We start from the raw sequence: 19,473 nt of genomic DNA on the forward strand, positions 1-19,473 counted from the left end.
GGCGATGGACGTGTTGGTTTCGCCAGCACCGCAGGCCAGGACGATCTGGGCGCGCTGCACGATCGAATGCGGGAGCGAGCGAGAGCTGGCGATGGCCTGCAGTTGCTGAACCTCGCCATCGCTGAGGACCAGCGGTGGCATCGGACGACCAAGCGCCACGGAGCACCTCGGGAGATACTCCGCATTCTAGAGGTTATTTCCGGGACGGCACACTAGCGGCAGGCGGCTTTTGAGTGGGACCCCGATTGGCCCGGCCATGTGTCGCCCTCACGACATTCCTCGAGGAATCCGTACCGACGCACACCAAACAGGCTTAAGGTTTTCTTCAGCACTTTTCATCGAGGTGATCCCATGGTCCTGATCTGCTGGGATCTGGGCGGTAACCGCTCCACCGAAACCCTGCCCGTGAACCAGGTGCGTAGGCGCCGTCTTCATCTGGAGAGCCTCGGGGCAGTCATTTACTGGAGCGAGCGTCTGGTCAACGCCTGACGGTCTTGCTAGTTGTGCGGAATCCCATCAGGTCTGCCGCCGAGATGCCCTTGCGTTCACGCCCCTCAAGACCACTTCTTGCTGGAGGCCTGGCACTGCTTGCCCTGGGTCTTGCCGGCTGTCCCAGTTCCCCTTCGAAGGAGAGTCAACGCTTGGAGCAGCTGGAGCAACGGCTCCAGCAGATCGAACAGCGCCTGGCGAGTCCGGCGCGCCCCGATCCCGCTGACCCCTCCGGCAACCCCCCTGCAGGTGTGGTCAAGTCGCTGACTTTCCGAATGGACAGCCAGGACGACCGCCTGCGGATCTACTGGGCCGATGGCAGCTCGACCGATCTTCCCTGCACCAAGGAGCAGGGGACCTGGGCCTGTGGCTGATCTGAACACGCCCCGCCCCTGAGCCGAGCACACCTGATCCATCGTGGTTGGCATGCGCCCATTTCTTGCTCTCACGGCCTGCCTCGCACTCCTGGCGGCCAGACCATCCGTGGCCCAGGACAGCTACGAGCTCTTCCCCTTCACCCGCCAGCGGGCCACCAATGTGGCCCGCATGTACGCCGAACGGCTGAATGGTGGCCTGACTGTCTACAGGCCTGACGCCTGCATGTACAACCGTGGTGGTGGCGCCTGCCTGGTCAAGGGCGATACCAATGGCTACATCTTCCGCTTCCTGGGGGGGCCTCCGGGCTGGCAGATCCTCGGGCTGGCTCCAACGGCCGAAAGCGAAATCGAAGTTTCAGCCGATGGACGCTCCGTTGTGAAGCTGATCTACAACGGTGCCCCCCGGCCTGCGGAGAAGAGCCCCCTGCAGACACCAACGGCTGAGCCTGACCCAGGCGGGCCGGCCATCTGAGCGCTGGCCGCTCAACCAGGTGCAGCAATCAGCGGTTTCGCTAGCTGCTGCAGGCCCTCTGCCCAGGCTGACTCGCATGGCCAGCGTTCTCGTCTGGTGAGGCTGAGGGCGATGCCCTTCTCCCCGTAGGCCGCTTCGTTGATGAATACCGGCCAGAGCGGTCCAGGATCGGCGGACTCATAACCGAGGGTTTCACCGCCTGCTGTGACGAAGAGGGGATCGCCGGGGCGGATCGCTTGCCAGTCGCGATGCTGTCGCAGCGGATGCAGGCAAGCGGCCGGGCGTCCATCGGGGTGCCGCGGCAGATCAAGGCTGCCCAGGTGGCGGTGCACCGTGAGCCCCCGGGGCAGGACCAGATCACCACGCCTTGCTGAGGCCAGGACCATCAGGGCCGCCTCCAGGGCCCGCTGGGTCTGATGGCAGATAGCGGAGTTGACCACCCCCTGCGGTACCGGACCCACCTCGATCACAAGGCCACAGGGCCAGCGTTCCAGCAGAAACCCCTGTTGGTTGGCATCGTCCTCATGCAGATAGATCGGCAGGCCAAGCAACGCCTGGATGCCCGCCGCCAGAGCCAGATCCGCTGGCCGCCGCCCATACACCACCAGGGAATTGCCCATGGCGGCGGTTGTGCTGTGCAGATCAAGCACCAGGGCACAGGGCTGGGTTCCGGCTGGCCCGTGCAGGGCCAGCAGCTCACGGGCCCGCTGCACCTCCCGATCAGCTGGTCCAGGGGCCTCGAGCAGGACGCTGGTGAACGAGCGGTTCAGGTCGCGATCGAGGTAGCGACGTCCTGCCGCGAAAGCTGCTGGATTGCCGATCACCAGCTGCAGCCCAAGGCCGGAGCTATCGAGGGCGCCGGGGTGAGCCAGCCAGTGCTCCAGCAGCCAGGGGGCGTTGCGCTCATTGCCATGGGTGCCGGCCACCACCAGAACCTGTGCCGCGCCCATTGCAACGCCTCCTGCGGAACATATTTGCCGCCAGCCTGGCGCAGCGTGAGGCCGCTGCGGGCCAGAGTCGGAGGCAGCGCTGAACCCTGCCATGGCCGTTCCTCCCCCGCTGGTCGCCGGCGTGCGTGCTGCCTGGCGATGCCAGTGGCGCCAGCTGATGAAGGGCCTGGGCCCAGCCGACGCCGCCGGGAACTACCGGCGGCCTGAAAGCGCCTTCGCCGCCACCCCAGAATTGCCTGCCACTGCCGCCACAGCTGGCGTCCATGGGCTGATCGTGGGGCGCAGCTGCCCCTGGGCCCACCGGGCCTGGCTGGTGTGGAGCCTGCGCCAGCTCGCCGCCAGCCTGGAGCTGGTGGTGGTGGAACCCGATCCAAAAGCGGGCCGCTGGCGCTTCGACACCCCCTATGAGGGGGCAGACGCCCTGGTGGAGCTCTACAGGCGCAGTGGCGGTGACCCGAAAGCCCGTGCCACGGTGCCCGCCCTCTACGACCGCCCCGGCCGCCGGATCCTTGTGAACGAAAGCGCCCGGCTGATCGAACTGCTCAACCGCTGGCCCGCCCCAGAGGGGGCTCCGGATCTGCTGCCAGAGGAGCAGGCGGAGGCTATCAGCCACTGGCGGCAGCGGCTGCAGGGGACGGTGAACGATGGGGTCTACCGCTGCGGTTTCGCACGCACCCAGGCCGCCTACGACCGGGCCGAAGCTGAACTGTTCGCCAGCCTGGAGGCGGCGGAGACAGCCCTGGAGCAGGGAGGTCCCTGGCTGTGCGGTGAGCGGCTCACCCTGGCGGATGTGGTGCTCTTTCCGACCCTGATCCGCCTGGAGCTGGTCTATGCCCCCCTGTTCGGCTGCAGCCGCCGCCCCCTCTGGAGCTTCCCTGCCCTGATGAGCTGGCGCGCCCGACTCCATGCCCTCCCCGGGGTGGCGGCCACCTGCTTTGCCCAGTCATGGCGCAGCGACTACTTCGGGGCCCTCTTTCCCCTCCACCCATCAGGGATCGTTCCGGCAGGGGCGGATCTGGCCACACTGGTGGCAGGCCCAGCTCCCTCGCGACCCCAGCCATGACCGATCGATCCCAGAACGAGGGCAGCCCTGACGATCCAGTGTTCGAGGGCGTCTATGGACCGTTCACGATCACGTCCCTCGACCGGCGCGAGGTGCTTGGCTACCGCCTGGCCCTGCTGGGGTTGGCCCTGGCCCAGGCGGGGCTGCTGCTGCAGTGGGCGCTATGGGGCAGCCAGGGTCTCTGGCCGTGGCTGGTGCTGATGGCCGTGGGACTGGGGCTGGCCCTGCGCTGGATTCACATCTACCTGCGGCCGCTGCACCGCGCCCTGCAGCTGTTCTGGTTGCTGGGCTGTGCCGGCGGGGTGGCCCTGGCCCTGCTCTCGGGACAGGACGCCATGCTCGAAACCCTGGCGGCAGACTCCCGCTGGATCTGGGCTGTGGGGCCGTTCTTCGCGGCCCTGGCGGGGGTGGGCTTCAAGGAATTCTTCTGCTTCCAGCGGCCCGAAGCGATCGGGGTGACCCTGTTGCTGCCGGTGGCGCTGCTGGGCCGCCTGGTGGGCCTGCTCGATGACCGCTCCACCTTCACCCTGTTGTCCATCGAGGCGGCGCTGCTGCTGATCCTGACCCTGCGCAAATTCCCGATGCAGGCCGCCGCCGATGTGGGCGACAAGAGCGTCTTTGCTTATCTGGAGAGCCAGAGGCCTCCCTCGCAAGCGTGACCCTGATCAGCCTGGTGGGGGTCAGCAAGGACTTCGGCCTTCGCACCCTCTTTGAAGACCTCAACCTGCATCTGCAGGAGGGCGACCGTCTGGGGCTGATCGGCCCCAATGGCGCCGGCAAATCGACCCTGCTGAGGTTGCTGGCAGGCCTGGAGCCTCCGGGGGAAGGGGAGCGGCGCTGCTCCGGACGGCTGAAGGTGGTGATGGTGGCCCAGGAGCCGGATCTTGATCCCGAGCGCACCGTCCTGGAGCAGGTGTTCGAGGACAGCGGCGAGAAAATGGCGCTGCTGCGCCGCTTCACCGAAGTGAGCCAGGACCTGGCGAACGACCCCGGGAATCAGGCCCTGCTCGGGAAGCTCAGCGATCTGCAGGCGCGCATGGACCAGGCCAACGCATGGAGCCTGGAGCAGCAGTGCCATGAGGTGCTCGAGCGCCTGGGCATCAGCGACGTGCACCGGCGGGTGGGGGAGCTCTCCGGCGGATTCCGCAAGCGGCTGGCCCTGGCGGCGGCCCTGGTGGCTGAACCCGATGTGCTTCTACTCGATGAACCCACCAACCACCTCGACGCCCTGTGCATCGAATGGCTGCAGGGGCAGCTGGAGCGCTTCCCCGGTGCCCTGGTGCTGATCACCCACGACCGCTACGTGCTCGACCGGGTTGCCCGCCGCATCGTCGAGGTGGACCGAGGCGTGGCCCGAAGCTATCCCGGTAACTACGCCACCTACCTGCAGACCAAGTCCGAAGAAGAGGCGATCGAAGCCGCCAGCGCCACGAAGTTCAAGGGTGCCCTGCGGCGGGAGCTTGAGTGGCTGCGCCGCGGTCCCCAGGCCCGCAGCACCAAGCAGAAGGCCCGGATCCAGCGGATCGAGGCGATGCAGGAGGCCCCGAAGCGCCAGAGCAAGGGGCAGCTCAGCCTGGTCAGCGCCCATCGCCGTCTCGGCAAGAAGGCGATCACGGCTGAGCATCTCAGCGTGTGGGCCGAACCGGGCCCCGTCCCTGCCAACGGGGCGCCAGAAACTGGCCGCCCCCTGCTGCGCGATTTCAGCTACGACTTCAGTCCCGAAGACCGGGTGGGGATCATCGGGGCCAACGGCTCAGGAAAGTCGACCTTGCTCGATCTGATTGCTGGCCGCCGCCAACCCCAGCAGGGACGTCTGGAGCTGGGGAGCACGGTGCGGCTGGCCTACTTCGATCAGCAGGCCGAGGGACTTTCCAGCGGCCGGGGGCTGGAGCGCAAACTGATCGACTACGTGCAGGAGGAGGCCAGCCGCATCGAGGTCGATGGAGTGGCCGTCAGCGCCTCCCAGCTACTGGAGCGGTTTTTGTTCCCCCCTGCCCAGCAGCACAGCCCGATCGGGCGACTCTCCGGCGGCGAACGGCGGCGGCTGTACCTCTGCAGGCTGCTGATCAGCGCCCCAAATGTGCTCCTGCTCGATGAGCCCACCAACGACCTCGACGTGCACACCCTCACGGTGCTCGAAGACTTCCTGGAGGATTTCCGCGGCTGTGTGGTGGTTGTCTCCCACGACCGCTACTTCCTCGATCGCACCGTGGACCGGTTGTTCTGCTTCGAAGCCGGTGAGCTCAGGCGTCATGAGGGCAACTACAGCGCCTACCTGGAACGGACGGCAGCAGGGGCCGGAGCGAGCAAGCCGATGGCAGCTACTCCATCAAGATCCTCGGCAGCGGCCCTCAAAGGGTCGGTGACCCCAGATACCAGGCGGCGCAGCTTCAAGCAAAGCCGGGAACTGGAGGAGCTGGAGCGGTCGCTGCCGGAGTGGGAAGCGCAACGGACGCAGCTGGAGCAGGAGCTGTCAGTCGGAGCAGGCGGCGATTACTCCCGTCTCGAGAGCCTCACCCACGACCTGGCCGCGTTGCTGGAGCGCATCGAGCGCGGTGAGGAGCGCTGGCTGGAGCTCAGTGAGCTGGGAGCTTGATCAGCTCTGGATCACATTGCCCCCAGAGCCCGGGAGGCGCCCCGTATGGTGGACCCGATAAGCCCCGGTAGCCGAAGGCCGGCCTTCCTATGACTTCCATCGACGAGCACATCCGCAAGGATCAGATCGAAATCGAAACGGCGAAGGCCGTCGGCAACGTGGCGAAAGTCCGCCACCTTGAAGACGAGCTCAAGTCGCTCGAGGAATACAAATCGCATCACCCCGAAGACGATCACGATCCCAATTCACTTGAGGTCTATTGCGATCTCAACCCCGAGGCTCCCGAGTGCCGGGTCTACGACGACTGACCAGCCTCTCGTCCTCCTGGTCTCCAGACCGTTGAAATGCGGACATCACCCCCCTGAGCGGGGGTTTTTTGATGGAACCCCATGCTGGTCTCCTGGCATTCACTGGATTCCCAGTTCTTTCCAGACCTCAGCAAGCAGTCCATCAAGGCCCCAGTTGGTGGCTGCCGAGATCAGCAGCACCTCGCCGCCCCAGAGAGCAGCCAGGGCGGCACGGGCTGCCTCAAGCTGATCGGGCAGCAGCAGCTCACTTTTGTTTAGGGCCAGGATCCTGGGGCGCTGATCGAGGCCATGGCCGTAAGCCACCAGCTCCTGCTCCACCACTGCCAGGTCAATGGTGACATCGGCGCTGGAGGCATCCACCAGATGCACCAGCAGGCGGGTGCGCTCGATGTGACGCAGGAAGTCGTGGCCCAGACCGGCTCCCTGGGCAGCGCCGGCGATCAGGCCGGGGATATCCGCGAAGACGGTGCCATCGCCACTCGGGCGGCGGACCACCCCCAGGTTGGGCACCAGGGTGGTGAAGGGATAGTCGGCGATCTTGGGCTTGGCGGCGGAGAGCACGCTGATCAAGGTGCTCTTACCGGCATTAGGCAAGCCGATGATGCCCACCTCAGCCAGCAGCTTGAGCTCCAGTTGGAGCTGGCGCTCCTCACCGTCCTTGCCTTCGGTGCATTTCTCCGGCGCCCTGTTGCGGTTGCTGAGGTAGTGGGCATTGCCGAGGCCGCCGCGGCCCCCGGCCGCCACCCGCAGCCGGTCGCCGGGTTCGGTGAGGTCACCGAGCAACTGCTCGCTCTCCTGCAGACGCACCTCGGTGCCGCAGGGCACCCGGATAACCAGGTCGTCGCCGCTGGCACCACTGCGTTTGTTAGGGCCTCCGCGGCGACCTTCCGGGGCCTCGAACAACCGCTTGTATTTGAAGTCGAGCAGGGTCTGCAGGTTCGGATCGGCCTCGAGCCACACTGTGCCGCCATTGCCGCCGTCACCGCCGGAGGGGCCACCGGCGGGCACATACTTTTCACGTCGGAAAGCGACGATGCCATCTCCGCCACGGCCGCCCTGGACCGCGATGCGGGCTTGATCAATGAACTGCAAGGGAAGACCGCAGGGACTGGGCCAGATGGATCACCAACCCTAGGATCGGCCGGTCAGAGGGCTGATCTTGGCTGAGGTGCGCTTCCAGAAGGTCAGCAAGACCTTCCCTCCCCGGCGGGGGAGTGCACCGGTGGAGGTGCTGCGGCAGCTGGATCTGACCGTGCACGACGGTGAATTCCTGGTGCTGGTGGGTCCCTCCGGCTGCGGCAAAAGCACCCTGCTGCGCATCCTGGCGGGCCTGGAAACTCCCAGCAGCGGTGAGATCCGGGTGGGGGAGCGCGCCGTGAGCGGCTTACGGCCGGCCCAGCGCGATGTGGCGATGGTGTTTCAGAGCTACGCCCTGTACCCCCACCTGAGCGTGGCCGACAACATCGGCTTCGGGCTGCGGCGCAGCCGGCCCAGAAACACCGTCCAGCAGCTGCAGGACGGACTTCACAAGTTCACGCGGCGCCTGCCCGCCAGGCTGCGGGTCCCGTCCGAGCGGGAGCGGCGGATTGAGGAGCGGATCAAGGCTGTGGCCGAGCAACTGGAGCTCACCCCGCTGCTTGAGCGTCTGCCCAAGGAACTCTCCGGCGGCCAGAAGCAGCGGGTGGCCCTGGGCCGGGCCATCGCCCGTCAGCCGAAGGTGTTCCTGATGGATGAACCGCTCAGCAACCTCGACGCCAAGCTGCGCACCGGCACGAGGGCCCAGATCGTGGCGCTGCAGCGGGAGCTGGGCATCACCACCCTCTACGTCACCCATGACCAGGTGGAGGCGATGACCATGGGCCACCGCATCGCCGTACTGAACCAGGGACGGCTCCAGCAACTGGGAACGCCGATGGAGCTCTACCAGCATCCCGCCAACCTGTTCGTGGCGCAGTTCATCGGCAGCCCGCCCATGAACCTGCTGCCTGTGGAGCAGGTCGGAGCCGATCAGGTACAGCTCGCCGGTCGTCGGTTTCTGGTGGAAGGGGAGATGGCCCTCGCCCTCGAAGCCCGCGCCGGTGGTGGTGGGGGCGGCAGTCTCACAGCCGGGCTGCGAGCGGAGCACTTCAAGCTGGCGCCCGCCACCAACCGCAACCTGGCGGCGGAAGTCACCCATCTCGAGGCCCTGGGTAACGAACTGCTGATCAGCTGCCGCCTGATCGATGGCAGCCATCTGATTCAGGTGCGCACGGACCCTGACCAGCGCCTGAAGGCAGGTCAGAGGATCCACCTGGAGATCGATCCTCAGGGATGGCGCTTCTTCGAGGCCGACGGCGAGGCTTTGCCCAGGTTCGAGCCCATGCCTGTGAAGGGCGGCGCCAAGGGACACCAGGACGAGATGGAGGTGGTGTTGCCGGAACTGGGTTGAGGCGACGCCTCATTTCGGCCAGATCACGCTGCAGCCCTGGCCGCCATCGCCACGCTCGGCATCGCTGACCCGCTCCACCCAGGGCACGGTGGCCAGCCACTGGCGCAGGCCGCGTTTGAGCTTGCCCGTACCGATGCCATGGATCACCCAGAGCGGGCCATTGGCGTTACGCAGTTGCTCCTCCACAGCGGCTTCCGCCTCATGCACCCGCATACCGCGCACATCGACGGTGTTGCGTTCGCCGCGCACCTGGGGGCCTGAGCCGCCCAGGTGGCGCCCGCTGGCGCGCACCTCGATCACCGGCTGAGCCGGCTCTGGCGGAGCGGGCTTCTCCCCCTGCAGGCTCTCAATGCCGGAGAGATCCACCTGCAGCCGCAGCACGCCGCAGCGCAAGCTCAGTTCGCGGCCATCGGCGCTGATCGCCAGCACCTGGGCCGCCTTGCCCAGGGAAAGCAGGCGAATGCGCTCCCCCACCACCGGCCGCCAGCCGCTGGTGGCCCGGCGCTGGGGCTGGGGGGTGTGCTCCAGCTGGAGCTGCTTGAGCCGCATGCCCGCCTGGCGTGCTCGCTCGCCATCGCCACCGCCCTGGCGCAGGCGCCGGATGATCCGGCGCACCTCCTGCTGCCCGTCGCGGATCGAGTGTTCCAGTGCCTGACGCCGCTGCTCCTGCAGTTCCACCGACTGCTCCTGCTGCTGCTGCCAGCGCTGCAGCAACTCCTCATGCAGCAGTTCGGTGCGCGCCAGGAGGGCCGCCGCCTCCTCTGCTGCCTCCTGCTGGCGGCGGCGCTGATCTTCGAGGCCCCGGATCACCTGATTCAATTCCCCCTCGCCCCGGGGCGCGAGCAGGCTGTTGGCCTCGGCGATCACCGCCGAATCCAGCCCCAGCCGCTTGGCAATCGCCAGGGCGTTGCTGCGGCCAGGGATGCCCCATTGCAGGTGATACGTGGGGGAGAGGGTGTCGCTGTCAAAGGCCACCGAGGCATTCTCGAAGCGACTGTCGGCGTACTTGAGCGCCTTGAGTTCACCGAAGTGGGTGGTGGCGATGGTGAGTCGGGCCCGCTCCGCCAGGTGGCGCAGCAGGGCGATCGCCAGGGCTGTGCCTTCGGTGGGATCGGTGCCGGCACCCACCTCATCCAGCAGCACCAGAGTGGCTCCAGGCGACGACGGGGGGGCGTCCAGCGCTTCGAGGATGCGGGCGATGCGACGGACGTGGCCGCTGAAGGTGGAGAGGTTCTGCTGCAACGACTGCTCATCACCGATGTCGGCCAGCACCAGGGAGCACCAGGGCAGTTGAGGAGTGCCGGAGCAGGGCAGGAACAGCCCGGCCCGCGCCATCAAGGCAGCCAGGCCAACACTCTTGAGGGTCACGGTTTTGCCGCCGGTGTTGGGGCCGGTGATCGCCACCACCCTCAACTCCGCGCTCACGGACACCGTGACGGGCACCACCGTGGCCTCCCCGCCGCGGTGCTCCTGCCAGAGCAGCAGCGGGTGGCGCAGGTCACGCAGCAGAACCGGCGCCTGAGGGTCGGCGGAGAGTTCTGGGCACACGGCACCCAGCCACCGGCCGTAGCGGGCTCTGGCAAGGGCGACGTCGAGGGCCAAAAGCACCCGGTGCAGCTCCTCAAGGGCTGGCACCTCTTCGGCCACCAGGGCACTGAGGCTGGAGAGCACCCGCCATTCCTCCTGGCGCTCCCGTCCTTCCAGCTCCCGGATCTGGTTGCCGAGAGTGATCACGGCCTTCGGCTCGATGAACACCGTGCTGCCCGAGGCGGAACTGTCATGCACCAGCCCCGGCAACTGGGAGGCAGCTGTCACCTTCACTGCCAGCACCGGGCGGCCATTGCGCTCGGAGATCACGCTGTCCTGCAGCAGCCCTCCCTGGCGGCGCATCAACTCCTGGAGGCGATCCCGCCGCTGCTGACGCAGGCCAGAGAGCTGCTGACGCACGCCGGCCAGCTCGGGGCTGGCGCGGTCCGCCACCCGGCCGCCCTCCTCCAGGCAGAAGCGCAGGCGCTGCTCCAAATCCGGCAGTGTGCGCAGATCGCGCATCAGCAGGCCGCAGACGGGGCGAAGCTCGGGAGCCTCGATCTGTCGGCGCAGGCGTCGGGCCACCGCCTGGGTGGAGGCCACCGCCAGCAGGTCTTCGCCTCCGGCCGTGCCTCCCTTGGCGCAGTGGCGCAGGGTGCCGCTGAGATCGGCGGCACCCTGGAAGCTGAGCCCGCCCTCGATCAGGCCATCGAGGTCAAGCAGCTCGCTGGTTTCCGCGAGCAGGCGCAGACTCTCGGCGCGATCATCAGCGAGGGGCAGGGCCCGGCAGTGGGCAGCGCCGGCGCTGGTGCTCGCGAAGCTGGCCAGGTGCTGCCCCAGCCGCTCCCACTCGAGCAGCTCGAGGGTTTCGGCGGCAATCGCCGTCGTGGCGGAGGGGCTCAAACCGGCTCCTGCCCTGGCGCGGCCTGCCCTCGCGCCTTGAGCGGCATCACCGGTTGGCCGGTGTTGGAGGCGATGCCGGCGGGTGGCTCATAAAGCATCTCCAGCCAGTTGCCCTCGGAATCCTGCAGATAAAAGGAGGCGGTGCCGTCGCGATGGTCATGAATGGGCCCGACCCGGTGCCCTGAGGCCTCCAGCTGGGCATGGACCTGATCCACCCCGGCGCGGTCCTCGAAATGGAACGCGAAGTGGGGTCCGGCCTGGCGGTAGCTGGGGGCGAGCAGGGCGATGCCATCGCCGGATTCGGGCGACTGGAGATAGGCCCAGTCGTCGGCATCCCAGGTGACACGCAGACCGAGCGCCTCATAAAAGGCCTTGGCCCGGGCCATGTCCTGCACCTGCACGGCCACATGGCCCAGTCGCTGTACGGCCATGGCCCATCCCTGTCGCTGGCGCCATTCTGATCGGCCGGTGGGCCCGTCGGGGCTGGTCCGGCGTCTCTGCACGCTGCCGTGCTCAGCCTTCCCGCAACCAGCGGGCTGCCTCACAGGCGTGATACGTGAGGATCAGATCGGCCCCGGCCCGTTTGAAGCAGAGGAGGGTTTCCAGCACCACAGCCCGCTCATCGATCCAGCCCCGCTCGGCGGCCGCCTTGACCATGGAATATTCACCACTGACGTTGTAGGCGGCGATCGGCAGTTCGGTTTCACCGCGCAGGCGGTGGATGATGTCGAGGTAGGCCAGGCCTGGCTTCACCATCAAGATGTCGGCCCCCTCCTGTTCGTCAAGCAGGGCTTCGGTAAGCGACTCCCGACCATTGGCCGGATCCATCTGGTAGGTGCTCTTGTCCTTGGGAATGGGCTTGCTGGAGTCGGTGCGCGGGGCGGAATCCAGGGCCTCACGGAAGGGGCCGTAATACGCGGAGGCGTACTTGGCGGTGTAACTGATGATCCCCACGTGCTCGAAACCCTCCTCATCGAGGGCTTCGCGGATGGCGCCGACACGGCCATCCATCATGTCGCTGGGGCCGATCAGATCAGCTCCTGCCCTGGCCTGGGCAACCGCCTGGCGGCAGAGGATCGCGACAGTGTCGTCGTTGAGCACCACGCCTTCAGAGCTGACGATGCCGTCATGACCGTCGCAGGAGTAAGGGTCAAGGGCCACATCGGTCATGATCGCCATGCCGGGATGGTCCTGCTTGAGCCGCCGGATCGCGCGGGGGATCAGGCCACCCTCGTTGAAGCATTCAGCGCCGTCCTCGGTTTTGAGGCCGTCGGCGACCTTGGGAAAGAGCACCACACAGCGGATGCCGAGATCCCAGGCACGGCCAACCTCCTCCACCAGCCCGTCCAGGCTCCAACGCTGGGCACCGGGCATGGCAGCGATCGGCTCGTTGCTGGCCCCCTCATGCACGAACAGGGGGTAGATGAAATCGGCGGGGCTGAGCTGGAACTCGCGCACCATGGCCCTGAGGGCTGGCGTGCGGCGCAGGCGCCGCGGACGGTAGGTGAGTTCCATGCAACCGGAATGGGTATCTCGATCGTAAAGCCCCACAGGCTCAGAATAACTTGTAAAAACAACGTGAGGCAATTTGCCTTCAAACAAGCCAGGCAAGAATGGCGACAACAAAGAATCCAGTCAGTGCACTTAGTTGAAATATTTTATCTACACTATTAATTTTCTTCAAGGCGTCACCTTTCTGATGATCAAGCGATGTCGCATAAACATTGCTGCCCCACAGAAAGAACACAAACAACACAAGCGCAACAATATAGGAATATGCATAGAGATAATCGAGGAAGGTAAGATAACTCAGGGATGGCAACTCAGCCTTGTATGATTGCTGGAGGAAGATCAGAGTCAGTAGGGCGGTAGAAGGAATGGCCAGGCGGATCTCACCGAGTTCCCCATCCAGCAGGGGGGCCAGCAACACAATCAGCATCACGATCAGAAGCGGCAGGATCCAGGTCACGAAACTGGAGAACGGATCGCCCCTCATCACCACCTGAACACTGAGGCGCGAGTAATCCAGATCACCCTGATCCAGCCCCCAGTTTGTCCCGTAGGAATGGAGCGACGATACAGATCGAACTGACTCAATATCATAACCATTGATCGATGCATAACTACCAACCTTGCTGTTGCCTGAATCGGTATCGGGAACAAGCACAACATTCCCCAGTTGGCGCGCCAATGCGTCAGGAACAACTTCAAGAACCAGTGGCAACACCAAGCGTTCAAAAGGTGACCGCCTGAGATCAACGTCGGGAATGTAAAGACTCGTGGAAAAACGAAAGAGTTGATAAAAACGATCTCCAGGCCTGGCCACCGGGGCCGCCGCATCCGGCTGGATCAGGGCCGACGACGAGTTCACCTGATTGGTAATCTCCACCAGCTGAAGCGGGGTGATTCCCTTAGCCTCCATCAGGTTCTGCACCTGCCTTGGCCATTCCAGCCAATAGAACCCCTCAGCATTGAAGATCCTCTGCCGCAAGGACAAGCTGTGAAGGTTCTCGATAAACGTGCCGACCTCGATCCCGATTGCGTTCGAGTCGACAAGTTCCGTCCCAGGATTCACCAACCTGGACTCTTCGTGAACCAGTCCCGTTGGCAAACCTCGCTCCGGCGGAACAACTGCCTTCAGGGCCACCAAGACTCCTATCACCAGGAGCGCCAACCAAAGCCACCACCGTTGCCGACCCAAGCTCAGAACAATCTCTCTAGGGAGAAGTCTGCTGGATCAACCGATGGTCCGTCGCGTGGCTTCAGAGCCTGGCGGCCTTCATCCAGTCACGGCGGGGATCAAGGCTGCGGGCCTCACGCAGCTTCTCCAGCAGCTGCCGCTCTGTGTCGCTGAAGCACTCCGGCAGCTTGAGGGTGAGGCTGAGCAGGAGATCACCCCGCCCATCCTTGATTGGCCAGCCCTTGCCTTTGAGTCGCAGGCTGCGACCCAGGGCCACACCGGGGGGTACCTGCACGGTGGCTTCCCCATCGGGGGTGGCCACCCTCACCTCCCCGCCAAGAGCCAGCTCATCGAGGCTGAGAGGCAGATCGGCGCGTAGCTGATCGCCATCCAGGCGCCAGATCGGGTGGTCCTGGAGCTGAAGATTGAGGTAGAGATCGCCGCGGCGGCCGGTGCCGGGCTGCAGGTTGCCCTTGCCCTTGAGCCGCAGGCGGCTGCCGCTCCGCACCCCGGCCGGAACACGCACCTGCACCCGCTCCTCGTTGACGGCCAAGGTGCGCTCACAGCCACGGAAGGCTTCAGCGAAGCTGAGGCTGATGGTGGCTTCCGCATCCAGATTGAGGACGCCACTTCGGCCTGTCGCTGGCCCGCCGAAACCGCTGGCGAAGCCTCCGGGAAAACCGCCCGAGAACCCGAACCCACCGGGGCCTGCCCCGAAACCGGAACTTCCCTGGGCCCCGCCGAAGCGGCCGAGCAGGTCGTTTATGAATTCGTCGAAGTTGCCGTAGCGGCCGAAATCCACATCGAAGCCCGGGGCTGCGCCGGCACCTGCACCGGCCTGGCTCCAGTACTGGCCGAACTGCTCGTAGCGCCGACGCTTGTCGGGGTCGGAGAGCACCTCATAGGCCTCACTGATCTCCTTGAACTTGGCCTCGGCCGTGGCATCACCTGGGTTCACATCCGGGTGGTACTGACGGGCCAGCTTGCGAAACGAGCGCTTGACGGCATCGGCATCAGCACTGCGCTCGACGCCCAGCACCTTGAAGTAGTCGCGGTAGCCGTTGGCATTCATCGAGGCAAGCCCATCGGTACGCGATTCGTCGCATGAGCTCCAGTGTCCCAGCCAAAGGTTCGAACAGGTGGCCCCCAAAAGGGCGGAAGCCCGAACGCAGCCCTAATCTCGGAGTATCTGAGACTGGGATTTTCATGCCTGATGCCACCCTGGGATCCCGCCAGCCGATTCGGCTGCTCCCCCTGGTGCTGATAAGCCTGAGTCTGGCGTTGGTGGGCGCCGTCGGCAGCAGCCGCAACCTGGCTCTCGCCCGTGGTGGCAGTCCATCGGGCAGCAGCAGCGGCAGCCTGGGCGAAGCCGTGAGCCCCTCCACGACGGAGCAGAAGGCGCTGGTGGAGCACCTGCGCACCCGCGGAGCGATCTTTTATGGCGCCTGGTGGTGTCCCGCCTGCTTTCACCAAAAGAATCAGTTCGGCACTGAAGCGGGTCGGCGCTTGCCCTACGTGGAATGCGACAAAGACCAGGCCGGGCGAGAACGCTGCCAGTCGGCCAAGATCCGTGCCTTTCCCACCTGGGATCTCGATGGCGAGCGCCGTGAAGGCACGTTGACCATCGAGGAACTGGCTGTCTGGAGTGGCTTCAAGACCAAGGCCGGGGGCAGCTCCAGCAGCCGCTGAAACGATCAGCTGAAGCCGTAGGGAGCGGTGGTGTCGCGCAGCCGCTGGGCCAGCTCCTTGATGACGGCCTGAACAATCTCGGGGTGATCGGCCATCAGGGCCTGCAAGGTGGCCTGCTCGATGCGATAAAGCGTTGTGGGATCGATCGCGCTCACGGAAGCCGAGCGAGGTTCCGGATCGAGGGCGGCAAGCTCTCCCACGATTTCGCCATCCTCGAGTTCGACCACGGTCTGCTCACCGATGTGGATGCGCACTTTGCCGGCCGCGATCACATACATGGAGGTGCCGAGATCCCCCTTGGCAAAAAGCTGCTCACCGGCAGCGAGATGCACTTCCTCCAGCGCTTCAGCCAGCTGAAGCAGCACTTCAGCCGGCGTGGCCGCGAAGATACCGACGGTTTGAAGCCTCAGCAGCTTTTCTTGCGTGGCCGCGCTGGTCATGGGGTTGGGGGAATGGCGGCCTAAAGCCTGGGCAGACCGTTGAGTGAGGAAGCGATGGCGCTGTCCTGCCGCCAAGTATGTCGTCAAAGTGGGGGCTATTCCAGCTGGTGCGCGGCTGCGGCTCAGCCGGATTCAGCGAGGGCATGGCGGATGGTGATCAATAACCGCTCAAAACCATCGCTGTCTTCCAGTCCCTTCCAGAACCACTGGGTTTCGGGATTGCACTGCTCCACCTGCTTCCTCAGATCCTCCGGCAGGGCGGACCAATCGGGAAGGAGGGGAAGCTCAGGACGGCTCATAGCGGGCCGTTGGTTCAGCAGTCGTAGACACCAACGGCGCAGCGACGCACGGTGCGCCGGGCCACTCCAGCCACGCTGACGGGCGTGAGAGGACGGCCGACGCGGGCCTGCGCCGACGGCGCCAAGGCATTCAGGAGTTGACCTGGGAGCGCCTGCAGCGAGCCTGAGCCAGCCAGGGCAAGGGCAGCAAGCAGAGCAGCAGTTTTGCGGGTGGTCGTCATGGAGTTCCTCCTTGAGTGAAGTGACTGGGCAGTTCGACCATGGACTTGATCGTCTTCAACTCATCCTTGCTGATGGCCCTGGCCCCCTGGGGTGGCACAAAGGTGAAGCTTTGGCCGATAGCCGCCGATCCCGTCTGAAAGTTGCTGATCTGAACCCTGTACTGAGGTGAGCCAGGCACCGTCGTGGAGGTGATCATGTAGCGGCAGGGATAGGGGCGCTGTCCCTGGGCAATCCAGATCTGGAAATCGACATCCTTTTTGCGGAACGCAAGGTGATCACACTCCACACCACCGACCACGCCGCTGCCTAGATCCTTGACATCCGTGACGCCCTCAGTGAGTTCGGCGTAGGCCTTAGGCAGCAGCAAATCAGCTGCGGGGAGAGGTCTGCGGTACTTGTCCTTGAGCTCATCCACCAGGGTTTCGATCGTGCCCTTGAAAGGAACCTGCATGTAGACGTTGGCCCTTTTGCCAAGCAGGGTGAAGGTCGAGCCATCGAAGACCGTTTCGATGTCGGCGAAACCGGTGGAACGGGTGGAACGGATGCGACCGGGGCGAGCCAGCGACACCGTTCCAGAGCTGGCCAACGTGAGTCGTTGCTGTTGCGTGGTAACGACATCAAAATCGGCGTCGTAACGGAATGACATGGTCTGCTGAGCTGCCATGTAGGTGGTCATCCCCTTGAGCAACGCCAGGGCTTCAGCCTCTGCCGCACTCGCCCCGGGGAGGCCAACCGCCCCTGCAGCAATAGCAAGCAGACCTGCACAAGCCCCAGCACGGAGGCCACGGCCAGGCTGCTTGAACATGCTCAAAAATCTTGTTGACATTCTTCTCGATTGACTCGTTGAGGGCATGATGACCCTGGCCTCAGTGGAACACTGTGAGCGGAGTCAAGCTCAGCCTAGGCCGCTGGAGCGCCCCGCCCACAAATTGCTGCATTTTGGTGGAATAAAGAAAAATTTTCGCGATGAATGAAACCTTTTCATCACAAACGCATAGACTGACAGCCTCATGTTGGGCCTGCGAACCGTGCATGCCGGCCCGTTGTTGATGGCATGGCTACAACAACCTCATTGAAAATTGCAGCAAGGCAGCAAACAACCAAATTCTCAGCACTCCTGCAAATGACGGAGACCCTGTCAAAGTTGAGACATACGATGATCGCCCATGCAGGCTCAGTTGCCTCCCTGAATTCCTCGTCATGACTGGGCCCTCCCATCAACTGTCTTCGCTGATGTCCTGAGAGCTTTCACCCATTCCTCCGCCAACACCTTCCTGTGATGCTGATCAAAAGCCAAGGAGCACCTGCCATGACCATCCGGGCAACCCTTCCGCTCACCCCGTCCATGCTGGCTCTGGCGATGCTCTGAGCTGGGTGGGCCAATGCCCATCTGATTTGGGCCGATACTCCCTTGAGTAGACCGGTTCGCGACACCGTGAAGGATCAAGGGGGCCGATCGCGATGGTGATGCGCCGCTTGGGCATGCTGCTGAAGCTGGTTCTGGTTCTGGTGCCCCTGGTAGCGCTCAAGGTGCTGGCCATGGCCCGGGGCTGGGAGGTGCTCGCGGCCACACCCCTGTTCGCCGGACTGATCACCTCCAATGTCTTTCTGATCGGCTTCCTGTTCAACGGCGTGCTCACCGACTACAAGGAAAGTGAGAAGTGTCCCGCCCAGCTCGCCGAAACCCTGTTGAGCCTGGTTGCGGAGTTACAGGCGCTGGGCTGGGCACGGCCAGAAGCCGACCCGTCGGCGGCCCTGGGCACCCTGGCTCAGCTCGGGCCAGGCTTCCTGGGCTGGTTCCATGGCACCACCTGCGCCAACCAGCTGTTCGAGCTGATGGATCGGCTCAATGCCGACCTGGCGCAGCTCCGCGACAACTGTGAGTCACCCTTCATGACACGGTTGCTTCAAGAGCTGGCGTCGCTTCGGAGCCAGTTGCTGCGCATGGAGACGATCCGTTCGATTCCCTTCGTCCCCACGGTGTACTGGTTATCAGCCACCAGCACCACCGTGTTGTGCGCCGGCCTGGTACTGACCCACATGGAGGGCTGGGCGGAGATCTTCTTCTATCTCGGTGCGATCGCCTTTCTGATGGTGTTCATCCTGCTGATGATCTGGGATCTGGACAATCCCTTCGGCCATGGCGAGTTCTCCTCGTGCGAGAACATCAGCCTGGAGCCCCTGGAGCGGACGCTGGCCCGGATCATCAACCCACAGAACCCCGAGAGTTGAGGGGGCGCGGACCGCGCTCAGGCAGCATGGTCTCCCGCACCTGGCTCGATGGCTTCACGCCGCGGTAATCCCTGGCCAATACTGGCCCTACTGCTCCTGGGACTGGGACTGGCGGTGCAGGTATTCCACTGGAAAGAGGGCAGCCAGCGTGATCCCCGGCGGGAATTGCGGAAGTTCTGATCGCTGAAGAGCGAGGGCAAACGGCCTTGATCAACCGAATCTCGCCCGCTTCTCCTTGCGCAGGTTTTCCGCCGAGCGCTGCACCATCTCGACCGCAAAGCGCTCCAGCGAATCGATCGTGTTCAACAGTGGCCGGCGGGGCTGAAGGCATGGTTTATTCACCCGTTCGTCTTGTTCGACCAGCTGATCAGCGCCCGACACCACCTCTGCCGCTGGCAAGGACAACTGTCCCAACGCATGGGAACAACCCGCACGGCCATTTCACGACTGGAGAGCACTAGAAAGCATGAGCACTGCCTGGGCCTTCTGTGCCGCTATGGCGAGGTCGTCAACTTCGAGCCGGAGGTGGCCATCGAACTTCTGCCCCACTGAGCCTTGCTATCGCCATTGAAATGGGGGCCTTCCAGCCCCCGTGAGTCAATTGGGTGATAAGGCTGACTTACCCCATCTCCCTAAGGAGTCAGGCGGCCACAGGGGCGGGCTGACGGGAGAAAGCAACGATGTTGTTCGCTGTTACGGATTTGCTCTTACCGAGCAGGCTTCAGTCACCCTCCTCATACCCCGTCGAAACCATTGCAGCCCCTTGAAGTGGAGCTGAGCGGAATCGAACCGCTGTCC

At 64.6% G+C, this 19,473-nt stretch carries 22 protein-coding genes; 11 read left to right on the top strand and 11 right to left on the bottom strand.

Going from position 1 to position 19,473, the window contains the following annotated elements; genetic code table 11:
- The first annotated feature begins 351 nt into the window (after positions 1–351).
- From KBY93_RS09770 to KBY93_RS09780, 3 genes are read left to right on the top strand one after another with little or no spacing between them, the layout of a single operon-like run.
- Positions 352–489 (top strand): hypothetical protein, encoded by a 138-nt coding sequence (locus KBY93_RS09770; RefSeq protein ID WP_255094163.1) that lies wholly within the window; start codon positions 352–354, stop codon positions 487–489.
- Between the two features lie 44 nt (positions 490–533).
- Entirely contained in the window at positions 534–863 is a 330-nt protein-coding gene (locus KBY93_RS09775) for a carbohydrate porin (protein ID WP_255094165.1), read from the top strand.
- Positions 864–915: 52 nt separating this feature from the next.
- Positions 916–1,338, top strand: coding sequence for a hypothetical protein (locus KBY93_RS09780; protein ID WP_255094167.1), 423 nt, complete (start codon positions 916–918; stop codon positions 1,336–1,338).
- 11 nt (positions 1,339–1,349) lie between these two features.
- Here KBY93_RS09780 and KBY93_RS09785 read toward each other — a convergent pair whose 3' ends face one another.
- Positions 1,350–2,288 (bottom strand): aspartoacylase, encoded by a 939-nt coding sequence (locus KBY93_RS09785; protein WP_255094168.1) that lies wholly within the window; start codon positions 2,286–2,288, stop codon positions 1,350–1,352.
- A 91-nt stretch (positions 2,289–2,379) separates the two neighbouring features.
- Here KBY93_RS09785 and KBY93_RS09790 point away from each other — a divergent pair, with 91 nt between their 5' ends.
- The 4 genes from KBY93_RS09790 to KBY93_RS09805 all read left to right on the top strand — a co-directional run bounded on the left by KBY93_RS09790 (position 2,380) and on the right by KBY93_RS09805 (position 6,255).
- The gene (locus KBY93_RS09790; protein ID WP_255094169.1) at positions 2,380–3,351 is read left to right on the top strand and encodes a glutathione S-transferase C-terminal domain-containing protein; all 972 of its coding nucleotides are present in this window, start codon (positions 2,380–2,382) and stop codon (positions 3,349–3,351) included.
- Entirely contained in the window at positions 3,348–4,010 is a 663-nt protein-coding gene (locus tag KBY93_RS09795) for a DUF2301 domain-containing membrane protein (RefSeq protein ID WP_255094170.1), read from the top strand. Before KBY93_RS09790 ends, KBY93_RS09795 begins: the two co-directional genes overlap by 4 nt.
- Complete coding sequence (abc-f, locus tag KBY93_RS09800; protein ID WP_255094171.1) at positions 4,007–5,947, top strand: ribosomal protection-like ABC-F family protein; 1,941 nt, start codon at positions 4,007–4,009, stop codon at positions 5,945–5,947. Before KBY93_RS09795 ends, abc-f begins: the two co-directional genes overlap by 4 nt.
- An 89-nt stretch (positions 5,948–6,036) precedes the next feature.
- Positions 6,037–6,255, top strand: a complete 219-nt coding sequence (locus tag KBY93_RS09805) for a Calvin cycle protein CP12 (RefSeq protein WP_255094172.1) — start codon at positions 6,037–6,039, stop codon at positions 6,253–6,255.
- Positions 6,256–6,354: 99 nt separating this feature from the next.
- Here KBY93_RS09805 and cgtA read toward each other — a convergent pair whose 3' ends face one another.
- Entirely contained in the window at positions 6,355–7,347 is a 993-nt protein-coding gene (gene cgtA / locus KBY93_RS09810) for an Obg family GTPase CgtA (RefSeq protein WP_255094177.1), read from the bottom strand.
- A gap of 67 nt (positions 7,348–7,414) precedes the next feature.
- Here cgtA and KBY93_RS09815 point away from each other — a divergent pair, with 67 nt between their 5' ends.
- Positions 7,415–8,683 (top strand): ABC transporter ATP-binding protein, encoded by a 1,269-nt coding sequence (locus tag KBY93_RS09815; RefSeq protein WP_255094178.1) that lies wholly within the window; start codon positions 7,415–7,417, stop codon positions 8,681–8,683.
- Positions 8,684–8,692: 9 nt separating this feature from the next.
- Here the strand turns inward: KBY93_RS09815 and KBY93_RS09820 are convergent, their stop codons facing one another.
- From KBY93_RS09820 to KBY93_RS09840, 5 genes are all read right to left on the bottom strand, one after another.
- Positions 8,693–11,113 (bottom strand): endonuclease MutS2, encoded by a 2,421-nt coding sequence (locus tag KBY93_RS09820; RefSeq protein WP_255094179.1) that lies wholly within the window; start codon positions 11,111–11,113, stop codon positions 8,693–8,695.
- Positions 11,110–11,544: a VOC family protein gene (locus KBY93_RS09825; protein WP_255094180.1), complete on the bottom strand. Its 435-nt coding sequence runs from the start codon at positions 11,542–11,544 to the stop codon at positions 11,110–11,112. The genes KBY93_RS09820 and KBY93_RS09825 overlap by 4 nt, the downstream gene beginning before the upstream one ends.
- Positions 11,545–11,626: 82 nt before the next feature.
- Positions 11,627–12,628, bottom strand: coding sequence for a porphobilinogen synthase (gene hemB, locus KBY93_RS09830; protein ID WP_255094182.1), 1,002 nt, complete (start codon positions 12,626–12,628; stop codon positions 11,627–11,629).
- 79 nt (positions 12,629–12,707) lie between these two features.
- Positions 12,708–13,763, bottom strand: a complete 1,056-nt coding sequence (locus KBY93_RS09835) for a hypothetical protein (RefSeq protein WP_255094183.1) — start codon at positions 13,761–13,763, stop codon at positions 12,708–12,710.
- A 112-nt stretch (positions 13,764–13,875) separates the two neighbouring features.
- Entirely contained in the window at positions 13,876–14,865 is a 990-nt protein-coding gene (locus tag KBY93_RS09840) for a DnaJ C-terminal domain-containing protein (RefSeq protein ID WP_255094184.1), read from the bottom strand.
- 134 nt (positions 14,866–14,999) lie between these two features.
- On the opposite strand from KBY93_RS09840, the gene KBY93_RS09845 reads away from it, so the two are divergent.
- Positions 15,000–15,482: a hypothetical protein gene (locus KBY93_RS09845; protein WP_255094185.1), complete on the top strand. Its 483-nt coding sequence runs from the start codon at positions 15,000–15,002 to the stop codon at positions 15,480–15,482.
- Positions 15,483–15,487: 5 nt separating this feature from the next.
- On the opposite strand, the gene KBY93_RS09850 is transcribed toward KBY93_RS09845, so the two are convergent.
- The 4 genes from KBY93_RS09850 to KBY93_RS09865 all read right to left on the bottom strand — a co-directional run bounded on the left by KBY93_RS09850 (position 15,488) and on the right by KBY93_RS09865 (position 17,296).
- Positions 15,488–15,922, bottom strand: a complete 435-nt coding sequence (locus KBY93_RS09850; protein ID WP_255094186.1) for a cyclic nucleotide-binding domain-containing protein — start codon at positions 15,920–15,922, stop codon at positions 15,488–15,490.
- Between the two features lie 122 nt (positions 15,923–16,044).
- The gene (locus tag KBY93_RS09855) at positions 16,045–16,221 is read right to left on the bottom strand and encodes a hypothetical protein (RefSeq protein ID WP_255094187.1); all 177 of its coding nucleotides are present in this window, start codon (positions 16,219–16,221) and stop codon (positions 16,045–16,047) included.
- Positions 16,222–16,235: 14 nt separating this feature from the next.
- Positions 16,236–16,442 carry a hypothetical protein gene (locus KBY93_RS09860; RefSeq protein WP_255094189.1) on the bottom strand — a complete coding sequence of 69 codons (207 nt, stop codon included), beginning with the start codon at positions 16,440–16,442 and terminating at the stop codon, positions 16,236–16,238.
- The gene (locus KBY93_RS09865; RefSeq protein ID WP_315856402.1) at positions 16,439–17,296 is read right to left on the bottom strand and encodes a DUF2092 domain-containing protein; all 858 of its coding nucleotides are present in this window, start codon (positions 17,294–17,296) and stop codon (positions 16,439–16,441) included. Before KBY93_RS09865 ends, KBY93_RS09860 begins: the two co-directional genes overlap by 4 nt.
- Before the next feature lie 608 nt (positions 17,297–17,904).
- Here KBY93_RS09865 and KBY93_RS09870 point away from each other — a divergent pair.
- Positions 17,905–18,675, top strand: coding sequence for a hypothetical protein (locus KBY93_RS09870; RefSeq protein WP_255094192.1), 771 nt, complete (start codon positions 17,905–17,907; stop codon positions 18,673–18,675).
- A gap of 417 nt (positions 18,676–19,092) precedes the next feature.
- The gene (locus tag KBY93_RS09875; RefSeq protein WP_255094194.1) at positions 19,093–19,227 is read left to right on the top strand and encodes a hypothetical protein; all 135 of its coding nucleotides are present in this window, start codon (positions 19,093–19,095) and stop codon (positions 19,225–19,227) included.
- Positions 19,228–19,473 lie beyond the last annotated feature (246 nt).

The organism is Synechococcus sp. J7-Johnson (assembly GCF_024345795.1).
In the GTDB taxonomy this organism is placed as follows: Bacteria; Cyanobacteriota; Cyanobacteriia; order PCC-6307; family Cyanobiaceae; genus Regnicoccus_A.

Excerpts from the sequence above, each read along its gene's own strand:
- KBY93_RS09770 (WP_255094163.1), top strand. The coding sequence starts at position 352 with ATGGTCCTGATCTGCTGGGATCTGGGCGGTAACCGCTCCACCGAAACC.
- KBY93_RS09775 (WP_255094165.1), top strand. The coding sequence starts at position 534 with ATGCCCTTGCGTTCACGCCCCTCAAGACCACTTCTTGCTGGAGGCCTG.
- KBY93_RS09780 (WP_255094167.1), top strand. The coding sequence starts at position 916 with ATGCGCCCATTTCTTGCTCTCACGGCCTGCCTCGCACTCCTGGCGGCC.
- KBY93_RS09785 (WP_255094168.1), bottom strand. The coding sequence starts at position 2,288 with ATGGGCGCGGCACAGGTTCTGGTGGTGGCCGGCACCCATGGCAATGAG.
- KBY93_RS09790 (WP_255094169.1), top strand. The coding sequence starts at position 2,380 with ATGGCCGTTCCTCCCCCGCTGGTCGCCGGCGTGCGTGCTGCCTGGCGA.
- KBY93_RS09795 (WP_255094170.1), top strand. The coding sequence starts at position 3,348 with ATGACCGATCGATCCCAGAACGAGGGCAGCCCTGACGATCCAGTGTTC.
- KBY93_RS09805 (WP_255094172.1), top strand. The coding sequence starts at position 6,037 with ATGACTTCCATCGACGAGCACATCCGCAAGGATCAGATCGAAATCGAA.
- KBY93_RS09825 (WP_255094180.1), bottom strand. The coding sequence starts at position 11,544 with ATGGCCGTACAGCGACTGGGCCATGTGGCCGTGCAGGTGCAGGACATG.
- hemB (WP_255094182.1), bottom strand. The coding sequence starts at position 12,628 with ATGGAACTCACCTACCGTCCGCGGCGCCTGCGCCGCACGCCAGCCCTC.
- KBY93_RS09840 (WP_255094184.1), bottom strand. The coding sequence starts at position 14,865 with ATGAATGCCAACGGCTACCGCGACTACTTCAAGGTGCTGGGCGTCGAG.
- KBY93_RS09845 (WP_255094185.1), top strand. The coding sequence starts at position 15,000 with ATGCCTGATGCCACCCTGGGATCCCGCCAGCCGATTCGGCTGCTCCCC.
- KBY93_RS09850 (WP_255094186.1), bottom strand. The coding sequence starts at position 15,922 with ATGACCAGCGCGGCCACGCAAGAAAAGCTGCTGAGGCTTCAAACCGTC.
- KBY93_RS09855 (WP_255094187.1), bottom strand. The coding sequence starts at position 16,221 with ATGAGCCGTCCTGAGCTTCCCCTCCTTCCCGATTGGTCCGCCCTGCCG.
- KBY93_RS09860 (WP_255094189.1), bottom strand. The coding sequence starts at position 16,442 with ATGACGACCACCCGCAAAACTGCTGCTCTGCTTGCTGCCCTTGCCCTG.
- KBY93_RS09865 (WP_315856402.1), bottom strand. The coding sequence starts at position 17,296 with ATGCCCTCAACGAGTCAATCGAGAAGAATGTCAACAAGATTTTTGAGC.
- KBY93_RS09870 (WP_255094192.1), top strand. The coding sequence starts at position 17,905 with ATGGTGATGCGCCGCTTGGGCATGCTGCTGAAGCTGGTTCTGGTTCTG.
- KBY93_RS09875 (WP_255094194.1), top strand. The coding sequence starts at position 19,093 with ATGGGAACAACCCGCACGGCCATTTCACGACTGGAGAGCACTAGAAAG.